Below are 25905 nucleotides of genomic sequence, written 5' to 3' on the forward strand. Positions count from 1 at the left end.
CGCGCCCTCTCGGACGCGGGCCTCACGCGCTTCACGGCGTGACGCTCAGGACACGCTCGTCCCGGGGTAGCGGCCAGGGTCCCGCTGCGGCTCGATGATGAGCGGGTCTGTATCCGCGCCCGGGGTGCCACCAGGCCCCGTGCCTGGGTCCAACGTCGGGGGAGCCCGGCGCGGCGAGGACTCGTCCTCGATTCCCGCCTCGCGCTTGGGGATGGTGGGAAGGGCATCGGGCGGAATGTGCAACACGTCCTTCTTGCTCATGACGGCCTCCTTTCCCCGCAACGTGGGGGTCCTCCAGCCTCCGGGCAGCAAGGGGCTGCTTGAATGGTTGCCCAGGTGTTGGCAGCGTCCCCGCCAGAAACCTTCTCAACCCGGAGCACTCCCGCCATGCGCCGTCTCCTCACGGTCCTCGCCGTCCTCCACCTCACCGCCTGCGCCACCACCCACACCAACGACCCGAGCAATCCCTCCGGGCCCGTCCCCCGCCCCGTGCCACCCGACGCCAGCGAGTCGCGCCGGCTGGGCACCGAGGCCGACAAGCTGCTGGAAGATGGCCGCTACGAGGACGCGCTCTTCCTCTACCGCAAGGCTTGGAACGACGGCTTCCGCCACCCGGACGGCCTCTACTACGCGGGCGTCATCGCCGCGCGCTCCGGCAGCCAGGAGGAGGCCATCATCTGGCTGGGCCGCGCCGCCGACGCGGGCTTCGCCGCCACCGAGTCGCTGACCTCCGAGCCGTCCCTGGAGCCCGTGCGCCAGCACACCGACTGGGCCCGCATCGCGGAGAAGGTCGCCGCCAACGCACGCAAGGACGCCCCCGCCGCCACCAGCACGCAGAACTGAACCTCTCTTCAACTTCCGTGGCCCGCACCCTCCGGGTCACGGAAGCCTCGCTTCACTGAAAGTCATTGCGGAGGCGGTAGACAGGCGAGCGGGCCAAACCCTGCTCGCTCGTACCTCCGCGCGACGTGGAGCACGGGCCGGCAGGCACCCGGGGTCGGTGGCACCTTCAGGGTGAAACGCGCTTTCCTGACAAGGCCCGGAGACATGCCCCATCCCCAAGTCCCCGCCGCACCCTGAATCCAACCAAGCGAGGCGTGATGAGTGTGAAGTTGCTGCTGGCCGGCCGGCGTGGCGGGGATGTGCCCTTCACGTCGACCTCCGACAATTCGCGCGCCTGGCTGCGGCAGGTGGAGCAGTGGTTCCAGGCGAACGCGAAGGAGTGGCTGGAGAACAGTCACCTGAGCACCGGCCCGCAGGGCGCGCCGCTCTTGCGCCTGCGATTGCATCCCGCGGCGGGCGAGGTCTCCATCCTCGCGGCCAGCGGCGCGCGCGTCGTCATCTCCGCGGAGACGACGGCGGTGGGCCCGGGCTACCACGTCTTCCTCTGTGACTTGCTCAAGGCGATGGGGCAATCGCTGCACCTGCACTGGGCGGAAGCCGACGAGGCGATGGGCGTGGGAGACCCCACGGGCTACTTCCACACGGACGACGCGGGGCCGGTGGAGGTGCACATGCTCGCGTGGCTCCAGGAGTCCGTGGGACAGGTGTTGCGCCTGCGCAGCCGGGGCGAGTCGGGCTTCGCGATGTCGATGCGCTTCGGCCACACCTTCGAGTATCCCGGCGCGCTCCTGACGCCGCTGGGCCCCCGGGACGAGCGCTGGATGCGCCTCGTGTACGAGGACCCTCGCGTGGGCATGGATGTGTTTCCCTGGTGGAAGCAGGGCGTGGGCGCGCACGCGCGACTGGGCAAGGCCCTGTGCCGGCTGTGGACGGAGGTCGTGTGGCGCCCGCCCCTGCTGGACGAGGAGCGCCGGCTCTTGCGCGAGGTGGCGCGCGCGCTGGAGCTGGCGTGGCGGGAGGACCCGGAGCTGGCGTACCCGTGGCGCGAGTGGCGCGAGGTGCTCGGCTACCTGGGCGTGGGCGGGACGCTCGCGGAGCTGGTCCACCGGCACGCGGCGTTCCACGCGGCGAAGGGGCCGCCCATCGGCTACCGGCGAGGCTCCGTGCAAGTGGCGCTGCCCTCGGGTTGGGAGATTCGAATCCCGGGCTCGCTGGCGGAGGCGCACCTGGAGGACGGCACCTGGGTGGCCAGGGACCATCGACGCAGCGTGCGCTTCGTCCCGCTGGAGGATGCGACGGGGGACAGCCCGGTCCCCACCACGGCCGAGCGCCGGGCGATGGAGCTGGAGCACCGGGGCGAGCGGGTGAGCGGCCGCGCCTCGTTGCACATGGAGCCGGGCGAGTGCCGGCTGACGGCGGTGTGCAGCTCGGGCAGGCACCGGGCGCTGTGCGTGGTGAGCTTCGACGACCCGGAGGAGGAGGACTGGGCGCTGGGGACCTGGCGCTCACTGGACCACGCTGTCGCTGCCTGACGGTTGCCGGTACGCGGGGGCCATCCCACATTCAGCGGGCAATTTCCTTGAAGAGGAATCGAGAGCCCGTATGAGCAGGGAAGTCTGGCCGGGCAAGCCCTGGCCGCGTGGTGCCACCTTCGACGGCACGGGAGTGAACTTCGCCGTCTTCTCCCAGGTGGCCACGCGCATCGAGGTCTGTCTCTTCGACGCCGCGAATCCAACGAAGGAAATCGAACGTTTCCCGCTGACGGAGGCCACGGACTTCGTCCACCACGGCTACGTGCCCGGATTGGAGCCCGGGACGCTCTACGGCCTGCGGGTCCACGGCCCGTACGAGCCGTCGAAGGGGCACCGCTGCAATCCGCACAAGCTGCTGGTGGACCCTTACGCCAAGGCCCTGCATGGCGACGTGGACTGGAAGCAGCCGGTGTTCGGCTACCCGCTCGGCAACCCCCAGCAGGACCTGGCGCGCGACGAGCGTGACAGCGCGGCGGGGGTGCCCAAGAGCGTGGTGGTGAGCGACTACTTCGACTGGGGCAATGACCGCCGGCCGGAGATCCCCTGGCGCAAGACGGTCATCTACGAGGCCCACGTGCGCGGCCTCACCATGAAGCACCCCGACGTGCCCGAGCACCTGCGCGGCACCTACGCGGGGCTCGCCTCGCCGCCCATCATCGAGCACCTCCAGAAGCTGGGCGTCACGTCGGTGGAGCTGTTGCCCGTGCACGCGTTCGCGGACGACTCGTTCCTCAACGACAAGAAGCTGTCCAACTTCTGGGGCTACAACACGCTCGGCTTCTTCGCGCCCGAGCAGTACTACGCCAGCCGCAAGACGCCCGGCGCGGCGGTGGCCGAGTTCAAGGCCATGGTGCGGGCGCTGCACGCCGCGGGGCTCGAGGTCATCCTCGACGTCGTCTACAACCACACGTGCGAGGGCAACCACCTGGGGCCCACGCTGTCGCTGAAGGGCATCGACAACGCGAGCTACTACTGGCTGATGCCGGACCCGCGCTACTACCTGGACTTCACCGGGTGCGGCAGCAGCGTCAACGCGTCGAACCCCAACACTGCGCGGCTCATCATCGACAGCCTGCGCTACTGGGTGAACGAGATGCACGTGGACGGGTTCCGCTTCGACCTGGCCACGGTGCTCGGGCGCACGGGTGAAGGCGGGTTCGACCCGAGGGCGGCGCTGTTCCAGATTCTCCAGCAGGACCCGGTGCTGAGCCGGGTGAAGCTCATCGCGGAGCCATGGGACGTGGGGCTCGGCGGCTATCAGGTGGGCGGCTTCCCCGCGCCGTGGCGCGAGTGGAACGGCAAGTACCGGGACGCGCTGCGCCGCTACTGGAAGGGGGACGAGAACCAGGCCAGTGAGGTGGGCTACCGGCTGACGGGGAACTCGGACCTGTACGCGGAGGCGCGGCGCAAGCCGCAGGCGAGCATCAACTTCGTGACGGCGCACGACGGCTTCACGCTGCACGACCTGGTGACGTACAGCCAGAAGCACAACGAGGCGAACGGCGAGCACAACCGCGACGGCGCGGACGACAACCAGTCGTGGAACTGCGGCGTGGAGGGTGAGACGGAGGACGTAACCGTCGTCGCCCTGCGCGAGCGACAGAAGCGCAACCTCCTGGCCTCGCTGTTCCTGTCCACGGGTGTCCCGATGATTGTCGCGGGCGACGAGATGGGGCGCACGCAGCAGGGCAACAACAACGCCTACTGCCAGGACAACGAGCTGTCGTGGGTGGACTGGGAGCTGGACGCGCGGCGCGAGAAGCTCCTGGAGTTCACCCGGAAGCTCATCCACTTCCGGCACCGGCAGCCGGTGTTGCAGCGGCGGCGCTACTTCAAGGGCACGCACCTCTGGGACTCCGAGCACAAGGACCTGGCGTGGTTCCGGCCGGACGGCTCGGAGATGAGCGCGGAGGACTGGAAGAAGCCCTTCGTGCGTTCGCTGGCGTTCCTGCTGGGAGGCGACGCCATCCCCACGCCGGACGAGCGTGGCCAGCGCATCATCGGCGACGCGGTGCTGGTGTTGCTCAACGCGCACCATGAGCCGGTGTCCTTCACCGTGCCCCCCGTCGCGGCGGGCCATCGGTGGGAGCTGGCGCTGTACACGGCGGACGACGCCCGGGACGGGGACAAGGTGGCGCCCCAGGGGAAGTTCGAGCTGGTGGGCCGCGCGATGGCGGTGTTCCGGCAGGTCGAGGACTGAGCCACGTGGGAAGGCAGGGGGCCTCGTCGTCCGGGCGAGGCCCTGTTGCATCCGTGGTAGCGTGATGGCGTGTTGCGGCAGGGAGCACGCACGACATGTCGATGATTCAGTTCACGCGGAACTACACGGACCGCTCGAACGACTACGGGTTCCAGTTCGAGTTCTTCTGCGACAAGTGCGGCAACGGGCACATGTCGCCGTTCATCGCGAGCAAGGTGGGCGTGGCCACGGGCATCTTGCGCGCCGCGGGCTCGTTCTTCGGCGGGACGATTGGACGCGCGGCGCACGCGGGCACGCACCTGAAGGACGCGCTGCGCGGCCAGGGCTGGGACGACGCCTACGCGGAGGCCGTGGCGGCGGGGAAGCAGCACTTCAAGAACTGCACCCGGTGCGGCAAGTGGGTGTGTCCGCGCTCGTGCTGGAACGAGGGGCGCGGGCTGTGCGAGGCGTGCGCGCCCGACCTGGCGGAAGAGGCCGCGTCCATCCAGGCGCACGTGGCGGTGGAGCAGGCGCGAGAGAAGGCGCGCACGGTGGACCACGTCGCGACGCTGGACATGAAGGAGACGCGACTGGCGACGTGTCCACACTGCACCGCCAAGGTGGACGGCGGGAAGTTCTGCATGGAGTGCGGCAAGCCGCTCGCGGCTCGGAAGGTGAGCTGCTGGAAGTGTGGCCTGGAGGTACCCGAGAGCGCGAAGTTCTGCCCGGACTGTGGTTCCCCTCGGAACAAGTGACGCCATGGCCGAGGCTCCAGCGTTCATCCCAGGACGCTCACCGCACGGAATGTCCGCGTGTGTTCCACGCCATTCAGGCCCTCCTCGTGCATAGGCTGCGGCGCCATGTCGCGGGATGCCCAGGAAGAGGACGTGAAGCAGGTGTACGGAGAGATTGCCTCGGCGTACGAGGCGCTCTTCCCCGTGCTTCATCGGTATGAGGACCGCGTGGAGCGCTTCCTCGCGGAAGCGGTGACGCCGGGGTGTCGAGTGCTCGACGTGGGGTGCGGGCCCGGGCTCCACACGCGGGGCATGGATGCGTCCGTCGACGTGGTGGGCGTCGACCTGTCCCCGGAGATGCTGGAGCTGGCGCGACAGGCCCGGCCCGAGGGCGCGTGGCACGTGCACAGCTACCACCGCCCCTTTCCCGAGGAGTGGGGTCGCTTCCAGGTGGTGCTGGCCATCGGCTGCCTCGACTTCTGCGAGGACCTGCCGCGCGTGCTGGGCCATCTCGCGGCGACGTTGGCGCCTGGTGGGCGGATGCTGTTCACGGTGCTGGAGCAACGGCCCGGGTTCGAGGGACACGAGGTCTCCACGCGCGAGGTCCAGACGGCGGGCCCCGCGGTGACGCTGCATCTGTACTCGTTCGAGGACACGGCTCGTGCCGTCGTGGAGGCGGGGCTGCAACCGCGTGACTACGTGCATGCTCCGGGCTGGGTGCAGCTCACCGAGGAGCGGACGATGTGGTTCGGCTGGTGGGACGTGGAGCGGGGGTAGCTTCACCGCGATGGAATTGACACACCCCGCGCGGGTTGCCGAGGCAAACTCGCGCCGCGACAGACCCCGTCGGGTCTGGAATCGAGACAAGGGAGCACCACGGATGATGACGGAAGAAGACCTCCTTGCCGCCGAGGAGTCGCTGCGGCAGGCGATGCTCCGGGGTGACGTGGCCGCGCTCGACGCGCTCATCTCCGACGACCTCGTCTTCGTCAATCACACCGGACAGGTGTTCGACAAGGAAGCGGACCTGGCAGCGCACCGCTCGCGCGCGCTGCGCTTGACGCGGCTGGACGTGTCGGCGCCCATCATCCGCTACCTCTCGGCGGGCGCGGTGGTCATCGTCAGCGCCTCCGTGAAGGGAACCCACGACGGCACCGCGTTTGAAGCGCGGCTTCGCTACAGCCGCGTCTGGCAGTGGGTGGATGAGCGCCCCCAGGTCGTCACGGGCCAGTGCACGGTCATCCTCGGTGGCGAGCCCTCATGAATCGCCCCCTCTTCCGCACGAGCGCAGGAGCCCACGTCATGACCTCACAGCGCCTTCGTGCCCTCGTCCTCGCACCCGTGCTGATGCTCGCTCCGGCCTGTACCTCGACACCCGGGCGCCCTGCCTCCACGGTGGCCGCCCCGGACACCAGCCCGAGCGAGTACACGCTCACGGAGGACATCTCCGTGCGCCGCATCGCCCCGGGTGTCTGGGTCCACACGACGCTGTCGGGCCCGGACTTCGGCCACTATCCCGCGAACGGGCTGGTCATCGAGGACGGCGCGGAGTCGCTGCTCGTCGACACGGGCTGGAATCCCTCTCAAGCGGAAAATCTGTTGGCCTGGGCGAAAGACACGCTGGGCAAGCCGGTGCGCGCGGCCGTGGCGACGCACTTCCACAGCGACCGGACGGCGGGCATCCCGGTCCTCGCGGCTCGGAACATCCCGGTGTACGGATTAGAAGACACCGTGAAGCTCTCGATGGCGCGTGGACGGCCCGCGCCCACGGAGACCTTCTCGGGGGCGCGGACGCTGGGGCCCGTGGAGCTGTTCTTCCCCGGTGCGGGCCATGCGCCTGACAACATCGTCGTGTGGCATCGGGGCAGCGGCGTGCTGTTCGGTGGCTGCTTCGTGAAGGATGGCGGGGCGAAGGACCTGGGCAACGTGGAGGACGCGGACCTCGCTGCCTGGCCCGCGAGCCTGGAGCGCACGAAGGAGCGCTTCCCAGAGGCCCGCATCGTCATCCCGGGCCATGGGGCTCCCGGTGGACCGGAGCTGTTGGTCCACACGCGGAACCTGATTCACTGAGCAGCACGAGGGCCTGGGTGAGGGTGGAGCGCATGCTCGACCGCCCGCTCCCTTCGGATGCAGCGAGCGTTGTGCGAAGCACACGGGGTGGGTCGTAACACGCTCGCTCGTCTGCCCGGGTCCGTTGAGCCGAGAACAAGCGCCTTGGGCAGAGGGGCGCTGTCGAATGGCGAGGTCTTCCATCGTTCCTACCGTGCCTCCGAGTCGCGGTGGTGAAGCACGGGCCGGCGGGCGGGATGGAAGGCAGGGGGCGTCATGAAGCGTATGGCTGCGGTGGTGCTCGCGATGGTGGTCAGCGGGTGCGCGTCTGTGAAGGTGGAGCAGCGGAACGGTTGCTGGGTGAAGCAAGTCCGCACCTTTCCCTCCACCTTCAAGGAAGAAGTGGGCCCCTGCTCGCGGCCGAAGCCGGAGTGGTCGGAGGATCGGCTCACGCGGCTGGTGCAGGAGTGCGTGATGCACGCGGACTACCGCTGGCAGAGCAGCGCGATGGTGGCCTGGAATCGCGGTGAGCCCCTGCCGACGCGCGAGTCGGACGAGAAGGTGCTCGAGTCGTGCATGGTCACCGCGGAGAAGATGCTCTCGACGGAGAAGCGGGAGTTGCAGCAGCGCCTGAGTGAGGTCTCGAAGGAGCGCGACAGCCTGCGCGCCAACCAGGAGCAGGAGCGCGAGTCGTACCGGGCGAAGCTGGATGCGCAGCGTGACGCGGCTCAGGAGGCGCTGGTGACGGAGCGCGAGCGGCTCCAGAGCAGCATGGACGCGCAGCGAGAGCACTCCCAGTCGAGTCTGGACAAGGCACGGGACCAGATGCACGAGAGCAACGGCCGGCTGGCGAACGCGCTCGGTGAGGCGGCGAAGCGGCCCACGCCTTCCGCTGTGGCGACGGCCACGTCCACCTCCACGAGCGAGGGCAAGGCGGACACGCGCAGCGACTCCAACTCGCGAGGCGATTCGCGTGCCCGGGGAGACGCCGCGAGGTCGAGCAATCCTCGAGTGGCGAAGCCCATCGTGGCGACGCCGACGAGCACCATGTGCTCGTTGCCCTCCAAGAGCGCATTGAAGCAGGCCACCTCCACCAACACGGCGGGCGAAACGGACACGAAGAGCGAGCCTCCGAGCTGCCAGCCGATGCAGCCCGCAGAACCCACGGAGCCCGAGCCGGCCCTCGAGCCCCAGGCTCAATCCCAGACGGCCTCCGTGCCCCTGCCGCTGCTATCCGTGCCACCGGGCGCGGCGGAGTAGCTCCGTCGACGTTCAGGGCGAGGGCGCACCGCGAGGTCCCCGCCTCAAACGAAGTGAGCCATCTCCAGGGCGTGGCCCTTCGCGTTCATCGCTGTCAGCACATCTCGTAGTCGTGGAGAGATGAGCCAACGGGGCTCGGGGCGAAGCTCGCCTCGCCTGTCACCAAAGAGCTTGTCCGTGATGAAGAGGTCGGAGCCATCATGACTGGCTCGCTCCACGTACAGCTCGGAGAGCTGATTGAGTCCGGCGACATGGCCCTTCGGACATCGGTGCTCGCCGCGCTCGTCGAGGTCGAAGGGATTGTTTCCCGCCAACGTCCTCGCGGCCAGCCGCAGCGGCATCGAGGTCACGACAGGTTGATACCAATCCGAGGCTTGAGGCACCCTGCCTCCACCGTGCATCACCGGACGGAACTCCGCGCCTCGAAGTCCCGCCGCATGGAAGGCCTCCACGAATCTCGAGGAGACCACCACCTCTCCCGCGAGCGTCTGGGCGATGTCCTTGCTCTTGGCGATGCGCCGCGTGTCGAGGATGAGCGCGGTTGTCTGCCGCGCACCGGCACCGCAACACTCGCAGGCGGCAGACTCGTCGTACCCGGTGCCGCACATGGAGCCTGTAGGCTCGAACGACGTGCGAATGACGAGATTCAGCAGCTCCGCCGACTTGAGCTCCATGGCTGAATAGCGGCGCTCGATGTTCCAGTAGGTGAAGAAGAGGCTGCCCTGCTCGCGGAGTTTCCGCTCGATGTCACCAATCTCCTGCACACGAGGGTCCTCGCGTGGCAGCACCACCTTCCTCAACGTCTCATTCACGAGCGTCCCGAGCCCTGGCTCCAGGAACCGCTGGGCTCGCTCTTCCGCAATCCTGAACTCGATGGTCTCGCGCATCTTCAGGGGGAGATTCCGATGAGTTGAGGAACCGGATACCTGGCGTAGACGCGCACCAGGATGTCCGTCAGCGCCTGTGGGTCCGGCCTACGGCCCTGACCATACTGCCACTCCTCCCGAAACGCCCGGGTGATGGCCTTGTGGTACGCGGTCGGCACTCGGTACGTCTGACCGTCCTTCGCTCCTCCCAGATACATGGGGATGAGGTGGTGGTTCTCGTATCCCGCGCTGTTCGGATACGTGGCCTGCGCCTCCTTGAGGCGCTGGAGATAGAGCTGCCGCGCCTGAAGCACCACTGAGGCATCCACGGTTCTTCTCGCCCGGACCTGGACCTGAAGGGGCGTGGGGCGAGGACTCAGCAACGGCGGACGTCGCAGCGGTCCGGCGCCAGGAGCACGCCGCACCGGCCGGGTGGCAATGGCTCCTTCGAGCGGATCCACCGCGACACCCCGAACCTGCTGCTCCCAATCCACGGGGAGGAAGGCACCTGCCCGCTCTTCCGTCGGCTCCGCTGGCGGGGGCTCGACGTAGGAGACGTCCGCGTCCAGCGCATCCGGAGATGACTTCCCTCGCGCTACCTCCGAACCACTCGCACACCCCAGCAACAGGACAAGAAGCACCCAGCCCGACACGGCCTTCGACATGATTGTCAGCCTCCGCGTCACGCTGGCGTCCCTCGCCCCCGACGCATCTCTAGAGGTGTCACGGGTCTGTCCCTGGGCTCCCGAGTCTGGACGTGGGCGCTCTGCGCTCCCGTGCCGGACAGGGTGTTCCCGGGTCCATCGTCCTCAGTGTCTCCCTCACATCGGTTGCGTCAGGCCGGCCGCCTCAAAAGCCATTTGAGTAGCCCCTCTCCAGGGACTTCTCAGAACTAGCTCAATGGGAGAGCACAAGACTGATAATCTTGAGGTTGAAGGTTCGACTCCTTCGTTCTGAACCGATCTCTAACATCGGCTCCGCCAGGAAGCTCCACCCCTAGCCGGTGAGCGCGCTGGCCCACCCCGTCCACCCTCCCCCACCGCGAAGCCTCGCCGTCCGCCAGGGCGACAGTCTCCTTCCGAGCCGTCAGCGGAAGTCCTGTCGTCGTCCGCGCCCGGCTCGGCCCGCGAGCGCGGGATGCGGTGACGAGGCAGGGCACGCAGTCAGCGCGCTCCACCCGCGAAGGGTGGGGCCTCCACTTTTCAGCAGTCCCCCGGGACGCGCGCTTCCTCGCGCCACCTCGCCTCCCGGGTTTCATCAAGTCCCCCACGGGGGAAAGGAGGTGCGCGATGTGTTTCTTCAAGCGTGTGGATGTCGTGCAGCACGAGCGGGCTTTCGTCCTCGTCGACGAGGTGCCGACGCGCTACCTCGTGCCGGGCCGCTACAGTCTCACCTACCCCTTCCGCAACGTGCGCATCGTCCGCGTCGCCACGGGCATGCCCTTGACGAACCTCGACACGGAGATGCTCGCGCTCGTGCCCTCCTCGGACCTCCAGGTCATCGAGCTGGGTCCCACCGAGCGCGCCATGCTCTACCACCGGGGTCGCCCCTCGATGTGGCTCGGCCGTGGCCAGCACCAGGTGTGGACGGTGGAGCGCCTCCCCAGCCGCGACTCCGTGCCTGCCTCTTCCGCCGTGAGCATCGAGCGCCTGGACACGTCCGGCGTCGCCACCGCGCCACTGCAGGACGACGTGCGCGCCAAGGTCCCCGCCAGTGACTACGTGGAGGCCACGGCCACCGAGGGCAGCGTCGTGCTGCGCTACGTGGACGGCACCCTGGACGCGGTGCTGCCCGCCGGCCGCCACGCCGCGTGGACCGTCGCCCGCAAGGTCCAGCTCGCCGTCATCGACCTGCGCGAGCGCCTGCTCCACGTCACCGGCCAGGAGGTCATGACCAAGGACCGCGTCACGCTGCGCCTCAACCTCTCCACCGCCTTCCGCGTCGCGGACGCCCGCCGGCTCGCCGTCGTCGCCCGCGCGCCGGATGACATCCTCTACCTCGCCATGCAGCTCGCGGCCCGCGAGTCCGTGGCCACGCGCACGCTGGACGAGCTGCTCGCCTCCCGTGAGGCCGTGGCCGAGGACCTCTTCGCGCAGGTGAAGGAGCGCGCGGAGTCCGTGGGCCTGGAGCTGCTGCGCTTCGGCATCAAGGACGTCGTGCTGCCGGGTGAGATGAAGGAGCTGCTCAACCGCGTCATCCAGGCCCAGAAGGAGGCCGAGGCGAACGTCATCACCCGCCGCGAGGAGACGGCCGCCACGCGCTCCATGGCCCAGACGGCGAAGGTGCTCGCGGAGAACCCGCTGCTCGTGCGCCTCAAGGAGCTGGAGGCCTACAAGGACCTCGCGGCCAAGGTCGGCCAGGTCCACCTGGTGCTCGGCGAGGGCGCGGTGCCCTCGCTCCAGCTCAAGGGCTGAAGCTCCGCCACACGTGACACATCGCTGAGCGAAGGGCCTCTGGGGCCGGTTCCCCGGGGGCCCTTCGTGCGTTCACGGCACCGTGCGTCAAACACGCTCCGCGCTGCGGGGCGCCGTGGCTGACTCGAAAATCAATCTCGGCTACCCTCGGGCCTTTCGTTCCCGTGAGGAGTCCGAGATGTCGTCGTCCGCGAACCACTACGTCCCCAACCTGCGCGATATCGAGTTCAATCTCTTCGAGTTCCTCGACATCGGCCGTACCTCCCTGGGGCGCGCGCCCTTTGGCGACCTGGACGAGACGGCCGCCCGGCAGATGTTGCAGGCGTTCGCCGTGCTGTGCGCGAACGAGCTGGCGCCCTCCTTCGACGAGGCCGAGCACACGCCGCCCAAGCTGGAGAACGGCGAGGTGACGCTGCCTCCCGGACTGAAGAAGTCCATGAACGCGTTCTTCGATGCGGGGATGCACCTGCTGGAGCAGCCCCCGCACCTGGGCGGCATGGGCGCGCCGCCGTCGCTGGGCTGGGCCGCGTTCGAGCTGCTGGTGGGCGCCAACTCCTCGCTGGCCTTCTACACGCTGGGCAACCTGCTCGCGCGCATCATCGACCGGCTGGGGACGGACTCGCAGAAGCAGCGCTTCCTGCCGCACATGCTGGAGAAGCGCTGGGGCGGCACCATGGTGCTCACCGAGCCGGACGCAGGCAGCGACGTGGGCGCCGCGCGCACCAAGGCGCGTCCCGTGGGCGGCGACGTGTGGGAAATCGAGGGAGTGAAGCGCTTCATCACCAACGGTGACTCGGACATGTCCGAGAACATCATCCACATGGTGCTGGCGCGTCCGGAAGGCGCGCCTCCGGGCACCAAGGGCCTGTCGCTGTTCGTCGTGCCCAAGTTCTGGGTGAACGAGGACGGCAGCCTGGGTGAGCGCAACGGTGTCGTGTGCACCAAGCTGGAGAAGAAGATGGGGCTGAAGGGCTCCGTCACGTGTGAGCTGACGTTCGGCGACGGCAAGCCCTCGCGTGGCGTGCTCCTCGGCGAGGTCCACGACGGCATCCGGCAGATGTTCTACATCATCGAGCAGGCGCGCATGGCGGTGGGCGTGAAGTCCATGGCCACGCTGTCCGCGGGCTACCAGCGCGCGCTGGCCTTCTCGAAGGACCGGCTCCAGGGCGCCGACCTGCTCCAGGCGCGCAACAAGCTGGCGCCGCGCGTGCCCATCTTCCAGCACCCGGACGTGCGCCGCATGCTGATGGCGCAGAAGGCCCACGCCGAGGGCATGCGCGCGCTGTGTCTCTACACCGCGGCCGTCCAGGACGGCGTGGAGATGAAGGGCGGCCACCGCGCCACCGAGGCCGGCGAGCTGGACACGCTCAACGACATGCTGCTGCCCTTGGTGAAGGGCTACTGCTCGGAGAAGGCGTTCGAGCTGCTCGCGCTGGCGCTCCAGGTGCACGGTGGCTCCGGCTACCTGCAGGACTACCCGGTGGAGCAGTACCTGAGAGATCAGAAGATCGACACGCTCTACGAGGGCACCACGCACATCCAGGCGCTCGATTTGCTCATGCGCAAGGTGGCGAAGGACGGCGGCGCGACGCTGCAGGGCCTGTTGTCGCAGGTGCGCGAGACGGCCGAGGGCGACCTGGGTGGAGGCGAGCTGCAGACGGAGCGCGCCACGCTGGGCAAGGCGCTGGGTGACTTGGAGACGATGCTCGGCACGCTGATGGGCAAGCTGGGCGAGTCCGTCTACCACGTGGGCCTGCAGGGCAACCGCGTGCTGGCCGGCGTGGCGGAGCTGGTCATCGGCTGGCTGCTGGTGCGTCACGCGGGCGTGGCGGTGGAGCGGATGAAGAGCAACCCCGGCGACAAGGCCTTCTATGTGGGCAAGCTCGCCAGCGCGCGCTGGTATTGCGCGGAGGTGCTCCCGGGCCTCGCGCACGCCGCGCGCATGGTGGAGGCCGGCACGCTGGACCTGATGGACGTCCCCGAGGAGTCGTACTGAGGCGTGCTGTCCCCCGGCCGCACCCGTGGCCGGGGGAGGACACCTCAGGGGCCATCCCCCCGTCCTGACGGGGGAGACAGCGGTGGCCCGGCGTTCGCAATGAGGGTGGGAGTGATGCTCTCCGCCCTCACCGTCGCCGCCATCGTCGCCCTGGGTTCTCCCGCTCCCGAGACGGGAGGCCCGCTGGAGCTGGCGCGCTTCGCCGGCCACGTCGTCGCCTGCACGCAGGACGGCCTGGAGGTGCTCACCTCCTCTGGCAAGCCCGTGCGCGTCATCTCCACCGAGGAAGGGCTGCCGAGCGACTCCTGCCTCGCGCTGGAGGTCGCGGGGGAGCGGCTCTTCGCGGCCACCGACGCGGGCCTCGTCTCGCTGGATGACGCCTTCCGGGTGGAGCCGGTGCTCGACGTGCGCTGGCACGCGCTGCCCGACGCCGAGGACGCGAGCGAGGCCGAGTACGTGGAGCGGCTGGACGCCCTGGCGCGGACGCTGCCCTCGGATGCGACCTACACGGTGCTGACCTCACTCCATGCGGGCACGGCGGACGGGCGCGTGCTGGAGCTGGGGACCCACCGGGTGTGGAACGTCGACGGTCCGGTGCTCGCCGTGGAAGTGGAGCGCCGGGGGGTGCGTGTCGCGACGGAGGACGGGGTGTTCCTCATCGACACAGAGGGACGGCTGGCGACACGGTAGCCCTCGCGCCTCGCCTCGAAAGCGAGACATCATCAGCCCGTGGCGCAGGGCGGGTCCGTATGCCCATGGAGGGCATGTCGGGCCAGGGCCCCTTGGGAGCCACGGATGGGCAGACGCGCGATGCATGGACGGCAAGCGGCACTGGTGGTGATGCTGGCGGGGCTCTGGGCGTGTGGTGGTGGCGAGGACGCGGTGAAGCGGGAGGACTTCGGCGGCGAGGTCGTCCAGGCGCTCTGCGCACGGGCCCAGCGCTGTGGCGAGTACGCCCACGCGAGCGCGTGTGAAGAGGACATGCGCCGCTGGGGACGCGACGTCTACCTGGGGCTGGGGACGCGCTACGACGATTCGCTGCGCACCGGCCAGCTCCGCTTCGACGAGGGGGCTGCCCGGCGCTGTCTGGAATCCATCAGAGGAGGAAGCTGTGACACGCCCGCGCTGTCCGATGACGCGTGGCGGTTCGGCATCGAGTACGACGCGACCTGCCGGGTGCTCGTGGATTCGGCTTCATCCGAAAGCTGTCAGAGCAATCTCGAATGTGGCGACCAGGGCTACTGCGGCTACGTGTCGGAGAACGCCTGCGCGGGTGTGTGCCAGGCACGAGGCACGGAGGGTTCCGTGATTCCCCAGCGCACCCCGTGCGCACCTGGGCTCGTGCTCGTAGGCCTGCCCTGGACCTGTATTCGCCCCCAGGAGGAAGGCGCCTCGTGTGTCGTCCAAAACGAGGGAGGCACCTCTTCCCTGCTGCCATGCGCGGAGGGCCTCTGGTGCGACGGGAATGGCTACAAGACGTGCAAGCGGGTGGGCTCGGAGGGAGACATCTGCGAGAACCAGGGCTACTACCCGTGCGGCCCCTCCCTGGTGTGCAGCGACAACAAATGCGTCCGCCGCGCGAAGGAAGGCTCGGCCTGCACCGCGCCGACCTATAGCTCGGCCAGCTGGCTCCACGTCGACGCGTGCCAGCGAGAGCTCTTCTGCGACGCGAACCCAGACGACCTGGGGTTGTGCCGTCCACGCCGCGCGGAGCTGCAGGAGTGCCGCCTGGACAGCGAGTGCGCGGAGGGACTGTTGTGCAAGGACGCGCGCCTCGAGGCGGGCCGCCGGGGCGTCTGCGTGAAGGCCCTGGCACCAGGAGAGGCCTGTGACCTCGAGAACCTGGGCTGCCCCCAAGGCCACGCCTGCGCCGTGGCTGAGTTGGGCCTGCGCTGCCTGCCCATCGTTCGTGAGGGAGAGCCCTGCGGACGGCGGTCCGCATGTGACACCGGAAGCAGCTGCGTGGGCCTGCGCTGTATTTCCATCGAGGCCGCGTTCTGCCGATGAGCGGGTGACGGGCTCGCGGCTCAGGCGCCCTTCGGTGCCTGGGCCCGAGCGGACAGCTCGCGCTCCACGTACAGCCGCAGGATGTGCATGAAGTCCTGGGCGTTGGTCACCACGCCGAAGGCCTGGTGCGTGCCCCGGTCCTTCAGCTTGCTGACCACGAACTCGGACGAGTCCACGCAGATGGTGGCCAGCTCCCGCAGCGAGCCGTCCTTCTGCGTGACGAACGCGGGCAGCATGTTGCCGGTGGCGATGGCATGCAGCGCGGTGGCGACCAGCACCGCCATGGTGGCCTTCACCGCGTGACGGCGCATGGCGTCCTGTCCGGCCACGTTGTCCGTCACCACGTCCGGCAGCGGCCCGTCATCGCGGATGGAGCCCGTCAGGACGAAGGGCACCTGGTGCGTGACACACGCGTGCATGATGCCGTTGGTAATCACCCCCGCCTCCACCGCCTTCGCGATGGAGCCCGCGGCGCGCACCTTGTTGATGGCGCGCATGTGCAGGCCGTGGCCTCCGGACGTGGCCTCGCCGGTGCCGCTCATGCCCAGGGTGGTGCCGAAGATGGACGCCTCGATGTCGTGCACCGCCACCGCGTTGCCCGCCAGCAGCGCGCCCACGAAGCCATTGTCGATGAACCACGTCATGTCCGCGCGCGCCCGCGAGTGCACCAGCGCCGGCCCCGTCACCCACACCGGATAGCCGCCGCGCTCGCGCTCCTCCACCAGCAACCGCGCCATCTGCGCGTAGTCGATGGGCTTCTCGCGAGACACCTCGCTCGTCATGAACTTGAACTCGCCCTCCCCCCCGCCGCCCAGGTACGCCAGGTTCACATAGACGCCCTCGGAGCCGTCCTCCGCGTGCCCCACCACCACGCGCTCTCCGGCGCGGACACGGCGGCCCTCGCGAATCCACAGCGCGCCCTGCTCGTCCAGCACGAGCGCGCCGTCCATGCGCGGCTCGCGCGGCATGCGCCACTCACCGCCGATGCGCACGTAGGTGGGCAGGTTCGTGGTGGTGAAGAAGCCTTCCGGCAACACACCGTCCGCGGGCGCCGGCTGGAAGCGCGCGTCCGGACACCGGGAGAACCGCTCGACCGCGAAGTCAGGATGGGGAATGGAGGTGCTCACGCCGGCACCATGTGCGGTCCCACCCACCCGGTTCAAGAACCTTGGCGCGGCCACGGGCGGTCCGTCCGGTAGGTGGCAGCACGAAGATTCCTACTCCGGGAGAGAGGGACTCTGACTCCTGGTACGGAGGCCCTCCTCGCAAGTGCGCGAGAATCGTGGATCTCACCGAAAGCCCCGGAGAAATACGCGGCACAAGGCAACTCGGGGTCTCAACGCCCGAGAATAGGTGCAAGTCGTACCTGAACCACTTCGGAGCCCGCGTCCATGAGCCACCGCATCCAGTCTGGCGACACCCTGTCCGCGCTCGCCAAGCGCTACAGCACCAGCGTCGACGCCCTGCAGAAGGCGAATCCGCAAATCAAGAACGTGGACCTCATCTATGCGGGTGACACGCTCAAGCTCCCCGGCGCCACGGACGGCTTCGATTCTCCCTCGGGTCGCACGGGTCCGAACCTCACGGGCGGCGTGACGGGGCCCTCCGGCCCCTCCGGCACGAACTCGGGTGAGGGCGTGAAGGGCCCCAACGGCAGCCCGTTCGACATCGCGAGCTCGCACCTGAACAAGAACGCGGGCTCGCTGAAGCTCGAGGGCAGCGGCGTGGGCGCGGACATGGAGGACTGGGTCCCCAACAACGTCAACTGCGCCAACTTCGTCTCCGCGTGCCTGGAGCAGGCCGGCCAGATTACCAACGGCCAGCACGACAACAGCGTGATGGGCCTGCAGCGCAAGCTGGACTCGGACCCGGACTTCAAGCGCGTGTCCTTGCAGGACGCGAAGCCCGGCGACGTGGTGTCCATGAAGGTGGGCGACGGCCAGCACGTGGTGATGTTCGCGGGCTGGAAGGACGGCAAGCCCCAGTTCATCGGCTCCAACAACGTGAACTCGGATGGCTCGCAGCGCATCACCATCAGCAGCATGAACTACCCCATCATGTCGGTTCACCAGTACCAGGGCTGAGCCGGCGCTCCGCCGAAGTCCTCCCGGGGCTTCGCCTCCGCCACGCGCGGAAGCGAGGCCCCGTTTCACGTCCGGCTCACGGCTTTGGCGCGAGGGCCAGCGCGGCCTGGATGAGCGGACTCATCGCCGCCGACTTGCGCCACGCGGCGTGAATGCTCCCCGAGGGCACACCGGGCAGGGGCCGGGAGACCACGCCCGCCTCACGAGGCCCGCTCGGCAGCAGCGAGGCGAGCAGCGAGTAGCCCAGCCCCGCCGCGACGAAGCCGAGGATGGTCTCCGACGAGTCCGCCGCGTGCAGCCGCTTCGGCTTCACACCCGCTCGCGCCAGCTCCCCGAGCTGAAGCTCTCGCAGGTGACGGTCCGTGCTGTACGCGATGAAGGCGTCATCGCGGAGCGCCTCCAGTCGCACGCGGCGGCTCTTCGCCTGGGGGTGATGGGAAGGCAGCACGAGGAATGGGTACGTCTTGCCCACCTCGCGCGAGTCCGCCTCGTCGGGGACTTCGGGCAGGTGGTCCACCACCAGGTCCGTGTCGCCGGAGCGCAGGATGTCGACGGCGGGGACCTTGGACTCGAAGAGGACGACCTCGATGTCGGGGCGCTTCGCCTGGAGCCGCCGCAGCCAGGCGGGCAGCAGGTGACGCAGGACGTGTCCGGAGGCGTGGATGCGCAGCGTGCCGCCCACCTCACCCTTGCGCAGCGACTGCACCACCGAGTCCAGTCCCTCCAGGAACGGCGCGACGTGCGAGTACAGCGCGCGGCCCTCGGGGGTGAGGACGACGCGGTCCTTGCCCACGCGCTCGAAGAGGGGGACGCCGACCTCGGCCTCCAGGCGCTTGACCTGCTGATGGATGCCGGGCTGGGTGATGGGGTACGGGAATGAGCTGACGGCTCGCGCGTAGCCTTCGGCGCGGGCCACGCGGTAGAAGCCCTCCAGACGCTGGAGTTGAATCATGCACTCCAGGTTATCAATGCCGCTTCGATTAGTTCCATGCGCTTTTCGATGGGAAGCGGCATGTTTTCTCCACGTCAGCGAGTACGGCTCGTTTCCGAGGAGAACAGAATGTCCCGCTCCACCCCGAAGGTCGTCGTCGCGCACAGCTCCGCCTGGGTCATCCAGACCTGGCTGTCCTTCGCCCTGTCGGTAGGAGTCACGGCCGTCGGCATCTGGAACCTGCCGGTGGACCCGTGGGTGAAGTCCTTCCTGGGCATGGGTCTGCTGTTCAGCGTGGGCTCCACCTTCAGCCTGTCGAAGACGGTGAGAGACCAGCACGAGATGGATCAACTCGGCACGCGGCTGGATGAGGCCCGCGTGGCGAAGATGCTCTCCGAGCACGACCCGATTGCGCCTCCGAGGATGTAGTGCCGCGCGCCTGAGCCGCGACTCAGGGCGCGCCACGTCCCGTGCGCACGCTGACGAGCGCTTCCTCCAGCAACGGCAGCGCCTTCTCCGTCCAGCCCTTCAGCCGCGCGCGGGGGGACAGCGAGCGGTGGTCAGGATGAATCAGCCCCGCCATCGTCGCCTCCTCGATGAACTGCGCCTGCTGCTCGGGATTGAGCTCCTCCCAGCGCAAGCCCTTGTCCACGCCCTTGCGCCAGTCATAGCCGTCGCCCCCGAGCTGCGCGGCGATGGCCGAGCTGAGGTACGCGGTGCCACCGTGCTGGTGCTGCCACACGTGCACCAGCTCGTGCACCAGCAGCCCCAGGTCCGTAGGGCCACTCCTCGGAGGGACAAAGACGGTATTGCCGTGCACGAACGCGCGCCCCGACACACCCAGTACTCCCAGGGGCCCTTCCTTCAGCCGCACCGCCGCGAAGTCCAGGCTCGCGCCGAAGATGGGGCGCAGCAACTCCACCTCGAACCCCGACAGCCGACGTCCCACCGGCTCCATCCAGAACAACACCTGCACCGCGCTCACCACACGGCCCGCCAGCATCAGGAACGCGTCCACGGGAAGCTGCGCCACTCGTACCAGCCCACGTCGCAGCAGGAAGCGCCCTTCACGCGGGCGTCCTCGGGCATACAGGGCCACGCCTCCGACGACGCCCGTGAGCACCACGCGCAGGCCCCGGGCGACACCCACCGTGGCGCTCACCATGCCCGTGAGCAGACCACGGCCCGCGTCCACCAGCCGCGAGGCCAGCGAGGAGACCACCTCACTCATGAGGAGAACCTCAGCGTCCCGCGGCGGCTCGAAGCGGAGCGCTCAGCCCCAGCGCGGACTCCACCAGCGAACGCATCGACCCCGGGCGCCACGGACTCGCGAGCGCGAAGTGCGTCAGGCAGGAGCCACTGAACGCCTCCGCCAGCTCCGGGCAGAAGCGCGAGGACACCAGGATGCGCGGGCCCGCGAAGTCCAGCTCCACCAGCCGCGCGAGGAACGCGTGCGCCGCTTCGCGCTCCGCCGAGTCCAGCACCACCACCACCGCCGCCGGCACCACGCCCATCTCCAACCGCCGCGTCGCCGACGCCATGCCCGTCGCGTGGATCAACCCCACCACCGGCGCCAGCTCCCGCCCCATCGCCAGCCGCAGCAACGGGGACTCGGACACCACCATCACCGCCGGAGCACCCTCGGACGCCATGGCGCGGCGCGTCTCGTACACCTCGACGCCACCCACTTCCCTCAAGCGAGGCGCGGGAACGGACTGAAGCAAACGCGGCTGGATGGTGGTGGCGGGGGGCACGCATCGAACAATAACCAGGAATAGCGGAAATATCAAACTACACTTCAAATATCCGAGTAGTCCGCTCTCGGTGGACTCCATGACACACCCATGGCCACACGGCACGGACCCGAGGGCCATGGACTTCCGTTCAGTGAGTCACGAACAACCCAGAATCACCGCCTGCGCGGCGGCGTGGGCGCGCGTGGGGGCGGGTTCTCCCAGGGCTCCAGCTCGTCGATGAGCGTCCGCAGCGTGGGCAGGTCCGTGGAGCCTCCGTGCTCCAGCGCGTGGGTGAGCAGCTCCGTGAGAGAGGGACCCACGACGGGGATGTCCGTCGCCGTCTGGCGGGAGCGAAGCGGCGGCGTCACCCGCTCCAGCTCCAGCATCACCTCGTCCTCGGGCCGCTTTCCGGGAGGCACCGTCAGGGGCTCCAGCGCGTCCGAGCGCAGGCGCACGTAGCAGTGCGGACGACGGCCGCTGCAGAAACGCAGCGCGAGCACCGTCCCATCCGGCAGGTCGACGAGGCACCGCACCGGCACGACGAAGTCTCCGTTTCCGTCAACCGGGATGTGGACCTCGGTGTGCTCGGCCGTGGAGCGCAGGCGCCAGGGCATCGTGTCCGGGAAGAGCGTGGCGCGGGCGATGTGGTCATAGAGCGCGTTCAGCTCGGCGACGCCGTGGAAGGTGGAGGCCTCGGTGGCGCGAGTCACGGAGTGCTCGGCGACGATGCGCTCGATGACCTGGGACATGGAGGCGTGGGACCTCCGCACCAGCACTCCCGCGCGAGGCACCAGCGCGCCCTCCGAGTCCACCGCCACCGCGAGCACACCCGCCTCCAGGGACCACGTCTCGCGCCAGTCCGACGTCACAGCCGAGAGCTGGAGCGGAACACAGGACAGTCCGGAGGGCGCCTCATGCAGCGCGAGGCCGGGTCCCATGAACCAATCATCCTCATCCCGGTCGACCACCTTCATCATGTCCGCGTGGGACTGCTCCAGCATGGGGTTGCGTTTGTCGAAGCGCCCGCTGTTCTGCACATATGGGAACAGCCGCGTCACCCAACCCGACGCGCGGTCCCAGCCATACGCCCGACGCGGTTTGTACAGCTCGGACCAGAGCTCGCGGTCCGGCTGGCCTTCCGAGGCGCGCACGAACTCATCGACAATCGGGATGAGCGACGAGGTCCACCAGCCCAGGTCGAACTCGGCGAGGACGTCGATGCGGAGGCGGATGGCCCGCCAGTCCTCGGGCGTGCCGAGCAGGGTGATGCGAGGGATTCCACACAGCACGGTGAGGGCGAAGTCGAAGTACGGAGACATCGCATCCATCAACACCACGTCCCCCGCCATGCGCTCCACGTCGGTGCTGGTGGAGAAGTCACACGAGAGGAGCCGGGGGAGCCCGGGGCCCAGCTCCTCTCGGAGCAGCTCACGGAAGGCCGTGAGGGTGGCGCCGAACTCCTCCTCGGTCTGGGGTGCGGCGGGGACTCCCACCGTCAGCGTCCGTCGGCCCGAGTGTCGGACGAGCCGACTTCGCAGCGCCTCGGAGTGGAGGCGGAGGTGGTGGGCGAACCCCTGGGCCAGGGTGAGCCACACCACATCCGGGGACAACACCAGGGGGCGATGCTCGGCGAAGGCGAGGTGGACAGCGGCGAGCAGCGGATGCACGCCCTCGGGGTCCACCACCCGGGTGTCCGCGGCCGGAGCCAGCCACAGCGTCTCACCGACCAGCGTCCCCAGCGGCACGGTCTCCAGGGGAGTCACAGCCTCTTCGACGGAATCCACTGCGAAGGTCGTCATCGGTACGTCCCCTCGTCACGGTGTGTGGAATGAAGCCGCCATCCGACGCCGGCTTTCACGCCCACCTGACGGGACGCTCGGCACGCCACGGATTGAGCTACAGCGGACGAGGTCCCGATAAAGACGACCAGCCCCGCCGACGCCAGGTGACACGAGTCACGGTGCTGCTGGAACCAGCGTCAGCTCCGCGATTTCGGGAGAGGGTCCCAGCCGCAGCGGCGGCCCCCAGTAGCCGGTGCCCCGGTGCGTGTACACGCGCACGCCGGAGACGGTGGCCAGCCCCTGCACCACGGGCTGCTGCAACTTGATGAAGAACATGAACGGGAACACCTGCCCGCCATGCGTGTGTCCGGAGAGCTGCAGGTCCACGCGCACCCCCGATTGGGCCACCTGCAGCGCCGACCGAGGCTGATGCGCCAGCAACACCACCGGCACGCCCTCGGGAGCCCCCGCGAGCGCCGCGTCGGGACGGCTCGCGTGCGAAGGCACGATTTGCCCGGCGTTGTAATCCGTCACACCCGCGACGATGAGCCGCGCGCCCTCGCGCTCCACCACGCGGTGAGTGTTGCGCAGCACCGTGAGCCCCAGCCGCGCGACCTCCGCCTCCCACGCGGGACCACCGTGGTAGTACTCGTGATTGCCCGTCACATAGAACACGCCGAGCGACGCGCGCAGCTCCGCCAGTGGACGCACCTCCTCGCGCAGCTCCTCCACCCCGCCGTCAACCAGGTCTCCCGTCACGGCGATGATGTCTGGCTTCAACGCGTTCACCTGCTCCACCACGCGCCGCAGCCACCGCCCATCCAACGTAGGCCCCACGTGGACGTCGGAGATCTGCACCACCCGCAGGCCCTCCAGCCCCGGCTGAAGTCCCTTCACCGGCACCGTCAACCGCTCCACCGTCGCCTTGCCGCGCGCCGTGATGAACGCGAACACCACCGCCGGCACCGTCACCGCGCCCACGACGCCGGCCTTCCACCGCGCCAGCGCCAGCGCATCCGTCACCACGCCCGTCCACCCCAGCACCGCGCCCACGATGTCCGCCATCACCACGGCGCTGAGCAGGATGCCGAAGCTCCCCAGCCACACGTACGAGGTCCACAGCAACACGCGCCGGGCCGGCGTCGGCTCGCCCCGACTGCCCAGGAGCCCGGCCGGTATCGACACGAACAGCAGCACCACCAGCGCCACACCCAGGACACCCCAGGGTGAAGGCCACGCGGGGCTCACGAACAGCCTCACGGCGAGGTACGCGTGCAGGGCGCCCATCAACGTGAGGATGCCGCCCAGGGACATCAGCCACCGCAACACCTGCCTGGGAGCCGCGCGCGGCGCCCGCCGTGACTCTCGCTCCACGCCTTCCGACGACAGCTCCGCCACGGCCAGGACCTCCGAACAGGGTGAATCTCACCCGGTGGGGAGGCGGAGCATAATGGCCGCCTCCGTCGCCTGCCCGGCAACCCGCGCGGCTGCTCGTTAGTGTGGGCCCCGGAGACCCACATGCGCCCGCACCGCCTCGACAGTCCCTGGCAGAGCTGGATGGTGGCGGCCGCGCTCGTGCTCGGTGGGCTCGGGTGCTTCGCCAGTGGTGTGGCCTGGGTCTCCCGCTCGCTCTTCCAGGATATGGAGCAGGAGCTGCGCCGCAACGACGTCCACCGGCTCGTGCTGCGCACCGCGGAAGCCTCCCCGCTCGCCACCGAGCGACTGGGCACCCCGCTGACGAGCAGCTTCCTCACGCCGCGCGCCCACGGCTCCACCTCCAACGAGGGGCTGATGGACTTCGACCTGACCGTCCAGGGCCCGCTCGGACGAGGCGTCCTCGAGACGCAGGTGGCCTACACGAAGGACCAATGGACGCTGCGCAGACTGGTGCTGCGCCCAGAGGGCGGCGATTCCGTGGAGCTCCCCGCCGGAGGCAGCACGCCCGCCCTGCCTGCGGACTGAGCACACGGGGTGTCCTCGCTGCCTACCTTGAGGGGCATGAAGACCTCGCGCCTCCTTGCCCTCGGCCTGCTCGCTTGTGGCCCCGCCCTGGCCGCGCCAGCAGCGGACTCCTCCCTTAAACTCCAGACAAAGGACCGCTCCGTCACCGTCGGCGTCGCGGACGACCAGCTCTCCGGCTCGGACATTCAGCTCTCCTTCGGAGAGGACGACACCGTGCGCGGTCAGGCCTTCGGCCGCCCCGTCAACATCACCATGAAGGACGACACCCTCCGCGGCACCTACGGCCAGGGCCCCGTGAACGTCGAGCTGACGGACAAGGAGGACACCATCGATGCGGTGGGAACCTTCGGCGGCAAGCTCACCAACTTCCAGGTGAGCCCCCAGCAAATCACCGGCACCGTGGGCGCGTGCAGCTACCAACTGCTCATCACCCGCCATGACCGCTACGAGGGCTATCGCACCTGCGCGGGCCAGCTGGACAAGAGCGTCTCCCTGACCATTCCCTCGTCGCTCGCGGACGAGGACGAAGAGCTCGTCACGGCGCTGTCCATCCTGCTGGCGCAATAGCGGCGCCGCGGCTCCGTCTCCCGCGCTTCACGAAACCCGCGACGCCGGGACGTGTTCCGGTGTGCTCGCGGGTTGAGCCATGCAACGGGGCGGCTATGGTGCACCGTCCCTTTCCGACTGACGACGACGGAGCGATTCCATGGCGCAGATGCACGAGGTCGACTTCCACATCTACGGCGATGACCTGCAGTTCGTGGAGGTGGAGTTGGATCCGCAGGAAGCGGCGGTGGCCGAGGCCGGCACCCTCATGTACATGGAGGACGGCATCGAGATGGAGACCATCTTCGGTGACGGCTCGGAGAAGAAGAGCGGCTTTCTGGGCTCGCTGCTCGGCGCCGGCAAGCGCCTGCTGACGGGCGAGTCCCTCTTCACCACCGTCTTCCTCAACCGGGGTGGCGGCAAGCGCAAGGTGGCCTTCGCGGCGCCCTACCCCGGTAAAATCATCCCGGTGAACCTGGGCGAGCTGGGCGGCGAGCTGATTGCGCAGAAGGACAGCTTCCTCGCGGCGGCCAAGGGCGTGTCGCTGGGCATCGCCTTCCAGAAGAAGCTGGGCACCGGCCTCTTTGGTGGCGAGGGCTTCATCATGCAGCGGCTCCAGGGTGACGGCCTCGCCTTCATCCACGCGGGCGGCACGCTGCGCGAGCGCACGCTGGGCCCCGGTGAGCTGCTGCGCGTGGACACCGGCTGCATCGTCGCGTTCCAGCCCACCGTGGACTACGACATCCAGATGGTGAGCGGCATCAAGACGGCCTTCTTCGGCGGCGAGGGGCTCTTCTTCGCCACGCTACGCGGGCCCGGAAGGGTGTGGCTCCAGTCGCTGCCCTTCAGCCGCCTCGCGGGACGCATCCTCTCCGCCGCGCGTCCGGGTGGCGCGCGCGACGAGGGCAGCGTGCTGGGCGGTGTCGGCCTGGGCTCGCTGCTCGGCGGCGACGACTAGGCTTCCCGCTCCGCTCCATGGAGGGCC

Annotated in this window: 26 protein-coding genes and 1 tRNA gene; 18 read left to right on the forward strand and 9 right to left on the reverse strand. The window is 69.0% G+C overall.

The annotated features are described in order from the left end of the window. Positions 1 to 45: 45 nt before the first annotated feature. Complete coding sequence (locus ACN469_RS00905) at positions 46 to 261, reverse strand: hypothetical protein (protein WP_498763171.1); 216 nt, start codon at positions 259 to 261, stop codon at positions 46 to 48. A gap of 126 nt (positions 262 to 387) precedes the next feature. On the opposite strand from ACN469_RS00905, the gene ACN469_RS00910 reads away from it, so the two are divergent. The 8 genes from ACN469_RS00910 (at position 388) to ACN469_RS00945 (ending at position 8597) form a co-directional block, all read left to right on the forward strand. Then, positions 388 to 843 carry a hypothetical protein gene (locus ACN469_RS00910; RefSeq protein WP_498763173.1) on the forward strand — a complete coding sequence of 152 codons (456 nt, stop codon included), beginning with the start codon at positions 388 to 390 and terminating at the stop codon, positions 841 to 843. 257 nt (positions 844 to 1100) lie between these two features. Further along, positions 1101 to 2375, forward strand: a complete 1275-nt coding sequence (locus ACN469_RS00915; protein ID WP_498763174.1) for a hypothetical protein — start codon at positions 1101 to 1103, stop codon at positions 2373 to 2375. A 70-nt stretch (positions 2376 to 2445) separates the two neighbouring features. Next, the gene (glgX, locus tag ACN469_RS00920; protein ID WP_498763176.1) at positions 2446 to 4575 is read left to right on the forward strand and encodes a glycogen debranching protein GlgX; all 2130 of its coding nucleotides are present in this window, start codon (positions 2446 to 2448) and stop codon (positions 4573 to 4575) included. 95 nt (positions 4576 to 4670) lie between these two features. Further along, positions 4671 to 5309: a zinc ribbon domain-containing protein gene (locus ACN469_RS00925; RefSeq protein ID WP_498763178.1), complete on the forward strand. Its 639-nt coding sequence runs from the start codon at positions 4671 to 4673 to the stop codon at positions 5307 to 5309. 105 nt (positions 5310 to 5414) lie between these two features. Next, entirely contained in the window at positions 5415 to 6065 is a 651-nt protein-coding gene (locus ACN469_RS00930; RefSeq protein ID WP_498763180.1) for a class I SAM-dependent methyltransferase, read from the forward strand. Positions 6066 to 6168: 103 nt separating this feature from the next. Continuing rightward, complete coding sequence (locus ACN469_RS00935; protein ID WP_498763182.1) at positions 6169 to 6552, forward strand: nuclear transport factor 2 family protein; 384 nt, start codon at positions 6169 to 6171, stop codon at positions 6550 to 6552. Between the two features lie 38 nt (positions 6553 to 6590). Then, positions 6591 to 7358 carry a subclass B1 metallo-beta-lactamase gene (bla, locus tag ACN469_RS00940; protein WP_498763184.1) on the forward strand — a complete coding sequence of 256 codons (768 nt, stop codon included), beginning with the start codon at positions 6591 to 6593 and terminating at the stop codon, positions 7356 to 7358. A 255-nt stretch (positions 7359 to 7613) separates the two neighbouring features. Then, on the forward strand, positions 7614 to 8597 hold the full coding sequence (locus ACN469_RS00945) for a hypothetical protein (RefSeq protein WP_498763185.1): 984 nt from the start codon (positions 7614 to 7616) through the stop codon (positions 8595 to 8597). Positions 8598 to 8641: 44 nt separating this feature from the next. Here ACN469_RS00945 and ACN469_RS00950 read toward each other — a convergent pair whose 3' ends face one another. Then, positions 8642 to 9484, reverse strand: coding sequence for a hypothetical protein (locus ACN469_RS00950; protein ID WP_498763187.1), 843 nt, complete (start codon positions 9482 to 9484; stop codon positions 8642 to 8644). A gap of 2 nt (positions 9485 to 9486) precedes the next feature. Beyond that, positions 9487 to 10128 carry a hypothetical protein gene (locus ACN469_RS00955; protein WP_498763189.1) on the reverse strand — a complete coding sequence of 214 codons (642 nt, stop codon included), beginning with the start codon at positions 10126 to 10128 and terminating at the stop codon, positions 9487 to 9489. A 221-nt stretch (positions 10129 to 10349) separates the two neighbouring features. On the opposite strand from ACN469_RS00955, the gene ACN469_RS00960 reads away from it, so the two are divergent. The 5 genes from ACN469_RS00960 (at position 10350) to ACN469_RS00980 (ending at position 15880) form a co-directional block, all read left to right on the forward strand. Further along, positions 10350 to 10421: transfer RNA gene (locus ACN469_RS00960), tRNA-Ile, on the forward strand. A gap of 331 nt (positions 10422 to 10752) precedes the next feature. After that, positions 10753 to 11877 carry a slipin family protein gene (locus ACN469_RS00965; RefSeq protein ID WP_498763191.1) on the forward strand — a complete coding sequence of 375 codons (1125 nt, stop codon included), beginning with the start codon at positions 10753 to 10755 and terminating at the stop codon, positions 11875 to 11877. Positions 11878 to 12055: 178 nt separating this feature from the next. After that, complete coding sequence (locus tag ACN469_RS00970; RefSeq protein WP_498763192.1) at positions 12056 to 13873, forward strand: acyl-CoA dehydrogenase; 1818 nt, start codon at positions 12056 to 12058, stop codon at positions 13871 to 13873. A 111-nt stretch (positions 13874 to 13984) separates the two neighbouring features. Then, on the forward strand, positions 13985 to 14563 hold the full coding sequence (locus ACN469_RS00975) for a hypothetical protein (RefSeq protein ID WP_498763194.1): 579 nt from the start codon (positions 13985 to 13987) through the stop codon (positions 14561 to 14563). A gap of 105 nt (positions 14564 to 14668) precedes the next feature. Beyond that, a complete protein-coding gene (locus ACN469_RS00980) occupies positions 14669 to 15880 on the forward strand; it encodes a hypothetical protein (RefSeq protein WP_498763196.1) in 1212 nt (403 codons plus the stop codon). A 20-nt stretch (positions 15881 to 15900) separates the two neighbouring features. Here ACN469_RS00980 and ACN469_RS00985 read toward each other — a convergent pair whose 3' ends face one another. Next, entirely contained in the window at positions 15901 to 17007 is a 1107-nt protein-coding gene (locus ACN469_RS00985; RefSeq protein ID WP_498763198.1) for a putative NPN-dependent ornithine cyclodeaminase, read from the reverse strand. A 264-nt stretch (positions 17008 to 17271) separates the two neighbouring features. On the opposite strand from ACN469_RS00985, the gene ACN469_RS00990 reads away from it, so the two are divergent. After that, positions 17272 to 17964: a LysM peptidoglycan-binding domain-containing protein gene (locus ACN469_RS00990; RefSeq protein ID WP_498763200.1), complete on the forward strand. Its 693-nt coding sequence runs from the start codon at positions 17272 to 17274 to the stop codon at positions 17962 to 17964. A gap of 76 nt (positions 17965 to 18040) precedes the next feature. On the opposite strand, the gene ACN469_RS00995 is transcribed toward ACN469_RS00990, so the two are convergent. After that, the gene (locus tag ACN469_RS00995) at positions 18041 to 18916 is read right to left on the reverse strand and encodes a LysR family transcriptional regulator (protein WP_498763202.1); all 876 of its coding nucleotides are present in this window, start codon (positions 18914 to 18916) and stop codon (positions 18041 to 18043) included. A 108-nt stretch (positions 18917 to 19024) separates the two neighbouring features. Between ACN469_RS00995 and ACN469_RS01000 the strand changes: the two genes are divergently transcribed. Beyond that, complete coding sequence (locus tag ACN469_RS01000) at positions 19025 to 19324, forward strand: YiaA/YiaB family inner membrane protein (RefSeq protein WP_498763204.1); 300 nt, start codon at positions 19025 to 19027, stop codon at positions 19322 to 19324. A gap of 22 nt (positions 19325 to 19346) precedes the next feature. On the opposite strand, the gene ACN469_RS01005 is transcribed toward ACN469_RS01000, so the two are convergent. From ACN469_RS01005 to ACN469_RS01020, 4 genes are all read right to left on the reverse strand, one after another. After that, positions 19347 to 20126: an eCIS core domain-containing protein gene (locus ACN469_RS01005; protein WP_498763206.1), complete on the reverse strand. Its 780-nt coding sequence runs from the start codon at positions 20124 to 20126 to the stop codon at positions 19347 to 19349. Positions 20127 to 20136: 10 nt separating this feature from the next. Beyond that, complete coding sequence (locus ACN469_RS01010; protein ID WP_498763208.1) at positions 20137 to 20649, reverse strand: hypothetical protein; 513 nt, start codon at positions 20647 to 20649, stop codon at positions 20137 to 20139. A gap of 155 nt (positions 20650 to 20804) precedes the next feature. Then, positions 20805 to 22430, reverse strand: coding sequence for a DUF4419 domain-containing protein (locus ACN469_RS01015; protein WP_498763210.1), 1626 nt, complete (start codon positions 22428 to 22430; stop codon positions 20805 to 20807). 156 nt (positions 22431 to 22586) lie between these two features. After that, a complete protein-coding gene (locus tag ACN469_RS01020; protein WP_498763212.1) occupies positions 22587 to 23810 on the reverse strand; it encodes a metallophosphoesterase in 1224 nt (407 codons plus the stop codon). A gap of 120 nt (positions 23811 to 23930) precedes the next feature. Here ACN469_RS01020 and ACN469_RS01025 point away from each other — a divergent pair, with 120 nt between their 5' ends. From ACN469_RS01025 to ACN469_RS01035, 3 genes are all read left to right on the forward strand, one after another. Further along, positions 23931 to 24374, forward strand: coding sequence for a cytochrome c oxidase assembly factor Coa1 family protein (locus ACN469_RS01025; protein ID WP_498763214.1), 444 nt, complete (start codon positions 23931 to 23933; stop codon positions 24372 to 24374). A 36-nt stretch (positions 24375 to 24410) separates the two neighbouring features. Further along, complete coding sequence (locus ACN469_RS01030) at positions 24411 to 24941, forward strand: hypothetical protein (RefSeq protein ID WP_498763216.1); 531 nt, start codon at positions 24411 to 24413, stop codon at positions 24939 to 24941. 139 nt (positions 24942 to 25080) lie between these two features. Next, positions 25081 to 25878 carry a TIGR00266 family protein gene (locus ACN469_RS01035; RefSeq protein ID WP_498763218.1) on the forward strand — a complete coding sequence of 266 codons (798 nt, stop codon included), beginning with the start codon at positions 25081 to 25083 and terminating at the stop codon, positions 25876 to 25878. Positions 25879 to 25905: the final 27 nt, after the last annotated feature.

It is taken from the genome of Corallococcus terminator, assembly GCF_049194865.1.
Lineage (GTDB): Bacteria > Myxococcota > Myxococcia > Myxococcales > Myxococcaceae > Myxococcus > Myxococcus terminator_A.

Coding starts and splice junctions, on each gene's coding strand:
- ACN469_RS00905 (WP_498763171.1), bottom strand. CDS start 261: ATGAGCAAGAAGGACGTGTTGCACATTCCGCCCGATGCCCTTCCCACC.
- ACN469_RS00910 (WP_498763173.1), top strand. CDS start 388: ATGCGCCGTCTCCTCACGGTCCTCGCCGTCCTCCACCTCACCGCCTGC.
- ACN469_RS00915 (WP_498763174.1), top strand. CDS start 1,101: ATGAGTGTGAAGTTGCTGCTGGCCGGCCGGCGTGGCGGGGATGTGCCC.
- glgX (WP_498763176.1), top strand. CDS start 2,446: ATGAGCAGGGAAGTCTGGCCGGGCAAGCCCTGGCCGCGTGGTGCCACC.
- ACN469_RS00925 (WP_498763178.1), top strand. CDS start 4,671: ATGTCGATGATTCAGTTCACGCGGAACTACACGGACCGCTCGAACGAC.
- ACN469_RS00930 (WP_498763180.1), top strand. CDS start 5,415: ATGTCGCGGGATGCCCAGGAAGAGGACGTGAAGCAGGTGTACGGAGAG.
- ACN469_RS00935 (WP_498763182.1), top strand. CDS start 6,169: ATGATGACGGAAGAAGACCTCCTTGCCGCCGAGGAGTCGCTGCGGCAG.
- bla (WP_498763184.1), top strand. CDS start 6,591: ATGACCTCACAGCGCCTTCGTGCCCTCGTCCTCGCACCCGTGCTGATG.
- ACN469_RS00945 (WP_498763185.1), top strand. CDS start 7,614: ATGAAGCGTATGGCTGCGGTGGTGCTCGCGATGGTGGTCAGCGGGTGC.
- ACN469_RS00950 (WP_498763187.1), bottom strand. CDS start 9,484: ATGCGCGAGACCATCGAGTTCAGGATTGCGGAAGAGCGAGCCCAGCGG.
- ACN469_RS00955 (WP_498763189.1), bottom strand. CDS start 10,128: ATGTCGAAGGCCGTGTCGGGCTGGGTGCTTCTTGTCCTGTTGCTGGGG.
- ACN469_RS00965 (WP_498763191.1), top strand. CDS start 10,753: ATGTGTTTCTTCAAGCGTGTGGATGTCGTGCAGCACGAGCGGGCTTTC.
- ACN469_RS00970 (WP_498763192.1), top strand. CDS start 12,056: ATGTCGTCGTCCGCGAACCACTACGTCCCCAACCTGCGCGATATCGAG.
- ACN469_RS00980 (WP_498763196.1), top strand. CDS start 14,669: ATGGGCAGACGCGCGATGCATGGACGGCAAGCGGCACTGGTGGTGATG.
- ACN469_RS00990 (WP_498763200.1), top strand. CDS start 17,272: ATGAGCCACCGCATCCAGTCTGGCGACACCCTGTCCGCGCTCGCCAAG.
- ACN469_RS00995 (WP_498763202.1), bottom strand. CDS start 18,916: ATGATTCAACTCCAGCGTCTGGAGGGCTTCTACCGCGTGGCCCGCGCC.
- ACN469_RS01000 (WP_498763204.1), top strand. CDS start 19,025: ATGTCCCGCTCCACCCCGAAGGTCGTCGTCGCGCACAGCTCCGCCTGG.
- ACN469_RS01005 (WP_498763206.1), bottom strand. CDS start 20,126: ATGAGTGAGGTGGTCTCCTCGCTGGCCTCGCGGCTGGTGGACGCGGGC.
- ACN469_RS01015 (WP_498763210.1), bottom strand. CDS start 22,430: ATGACGACCTTCGCAGTGGATTCCGTCGAAGAGGCTGTGACTCCCCTG.
- ACN469_RS01025 (WP_498763214.1), top strand. CDS start 23,931: ATGCGCCCGCACCGCCTCGACAGTCCCTGGCAGAGCTGGATGGTGGCG.
- ACN469_RS01030 (WP_498763216.1), top strand. CDS start 24,411: ATGAAGACCTCGCGCCTCCTTGCCCTCGGCCTGCTCGCTTGTGGCCCC.
- ACN469_RS01035 (WP_498763218.1), top strand. CDS start 25,081: ATGGCGCAGATGCACGAGGTCGACTTCCACATCTACGGCGATGACCTG.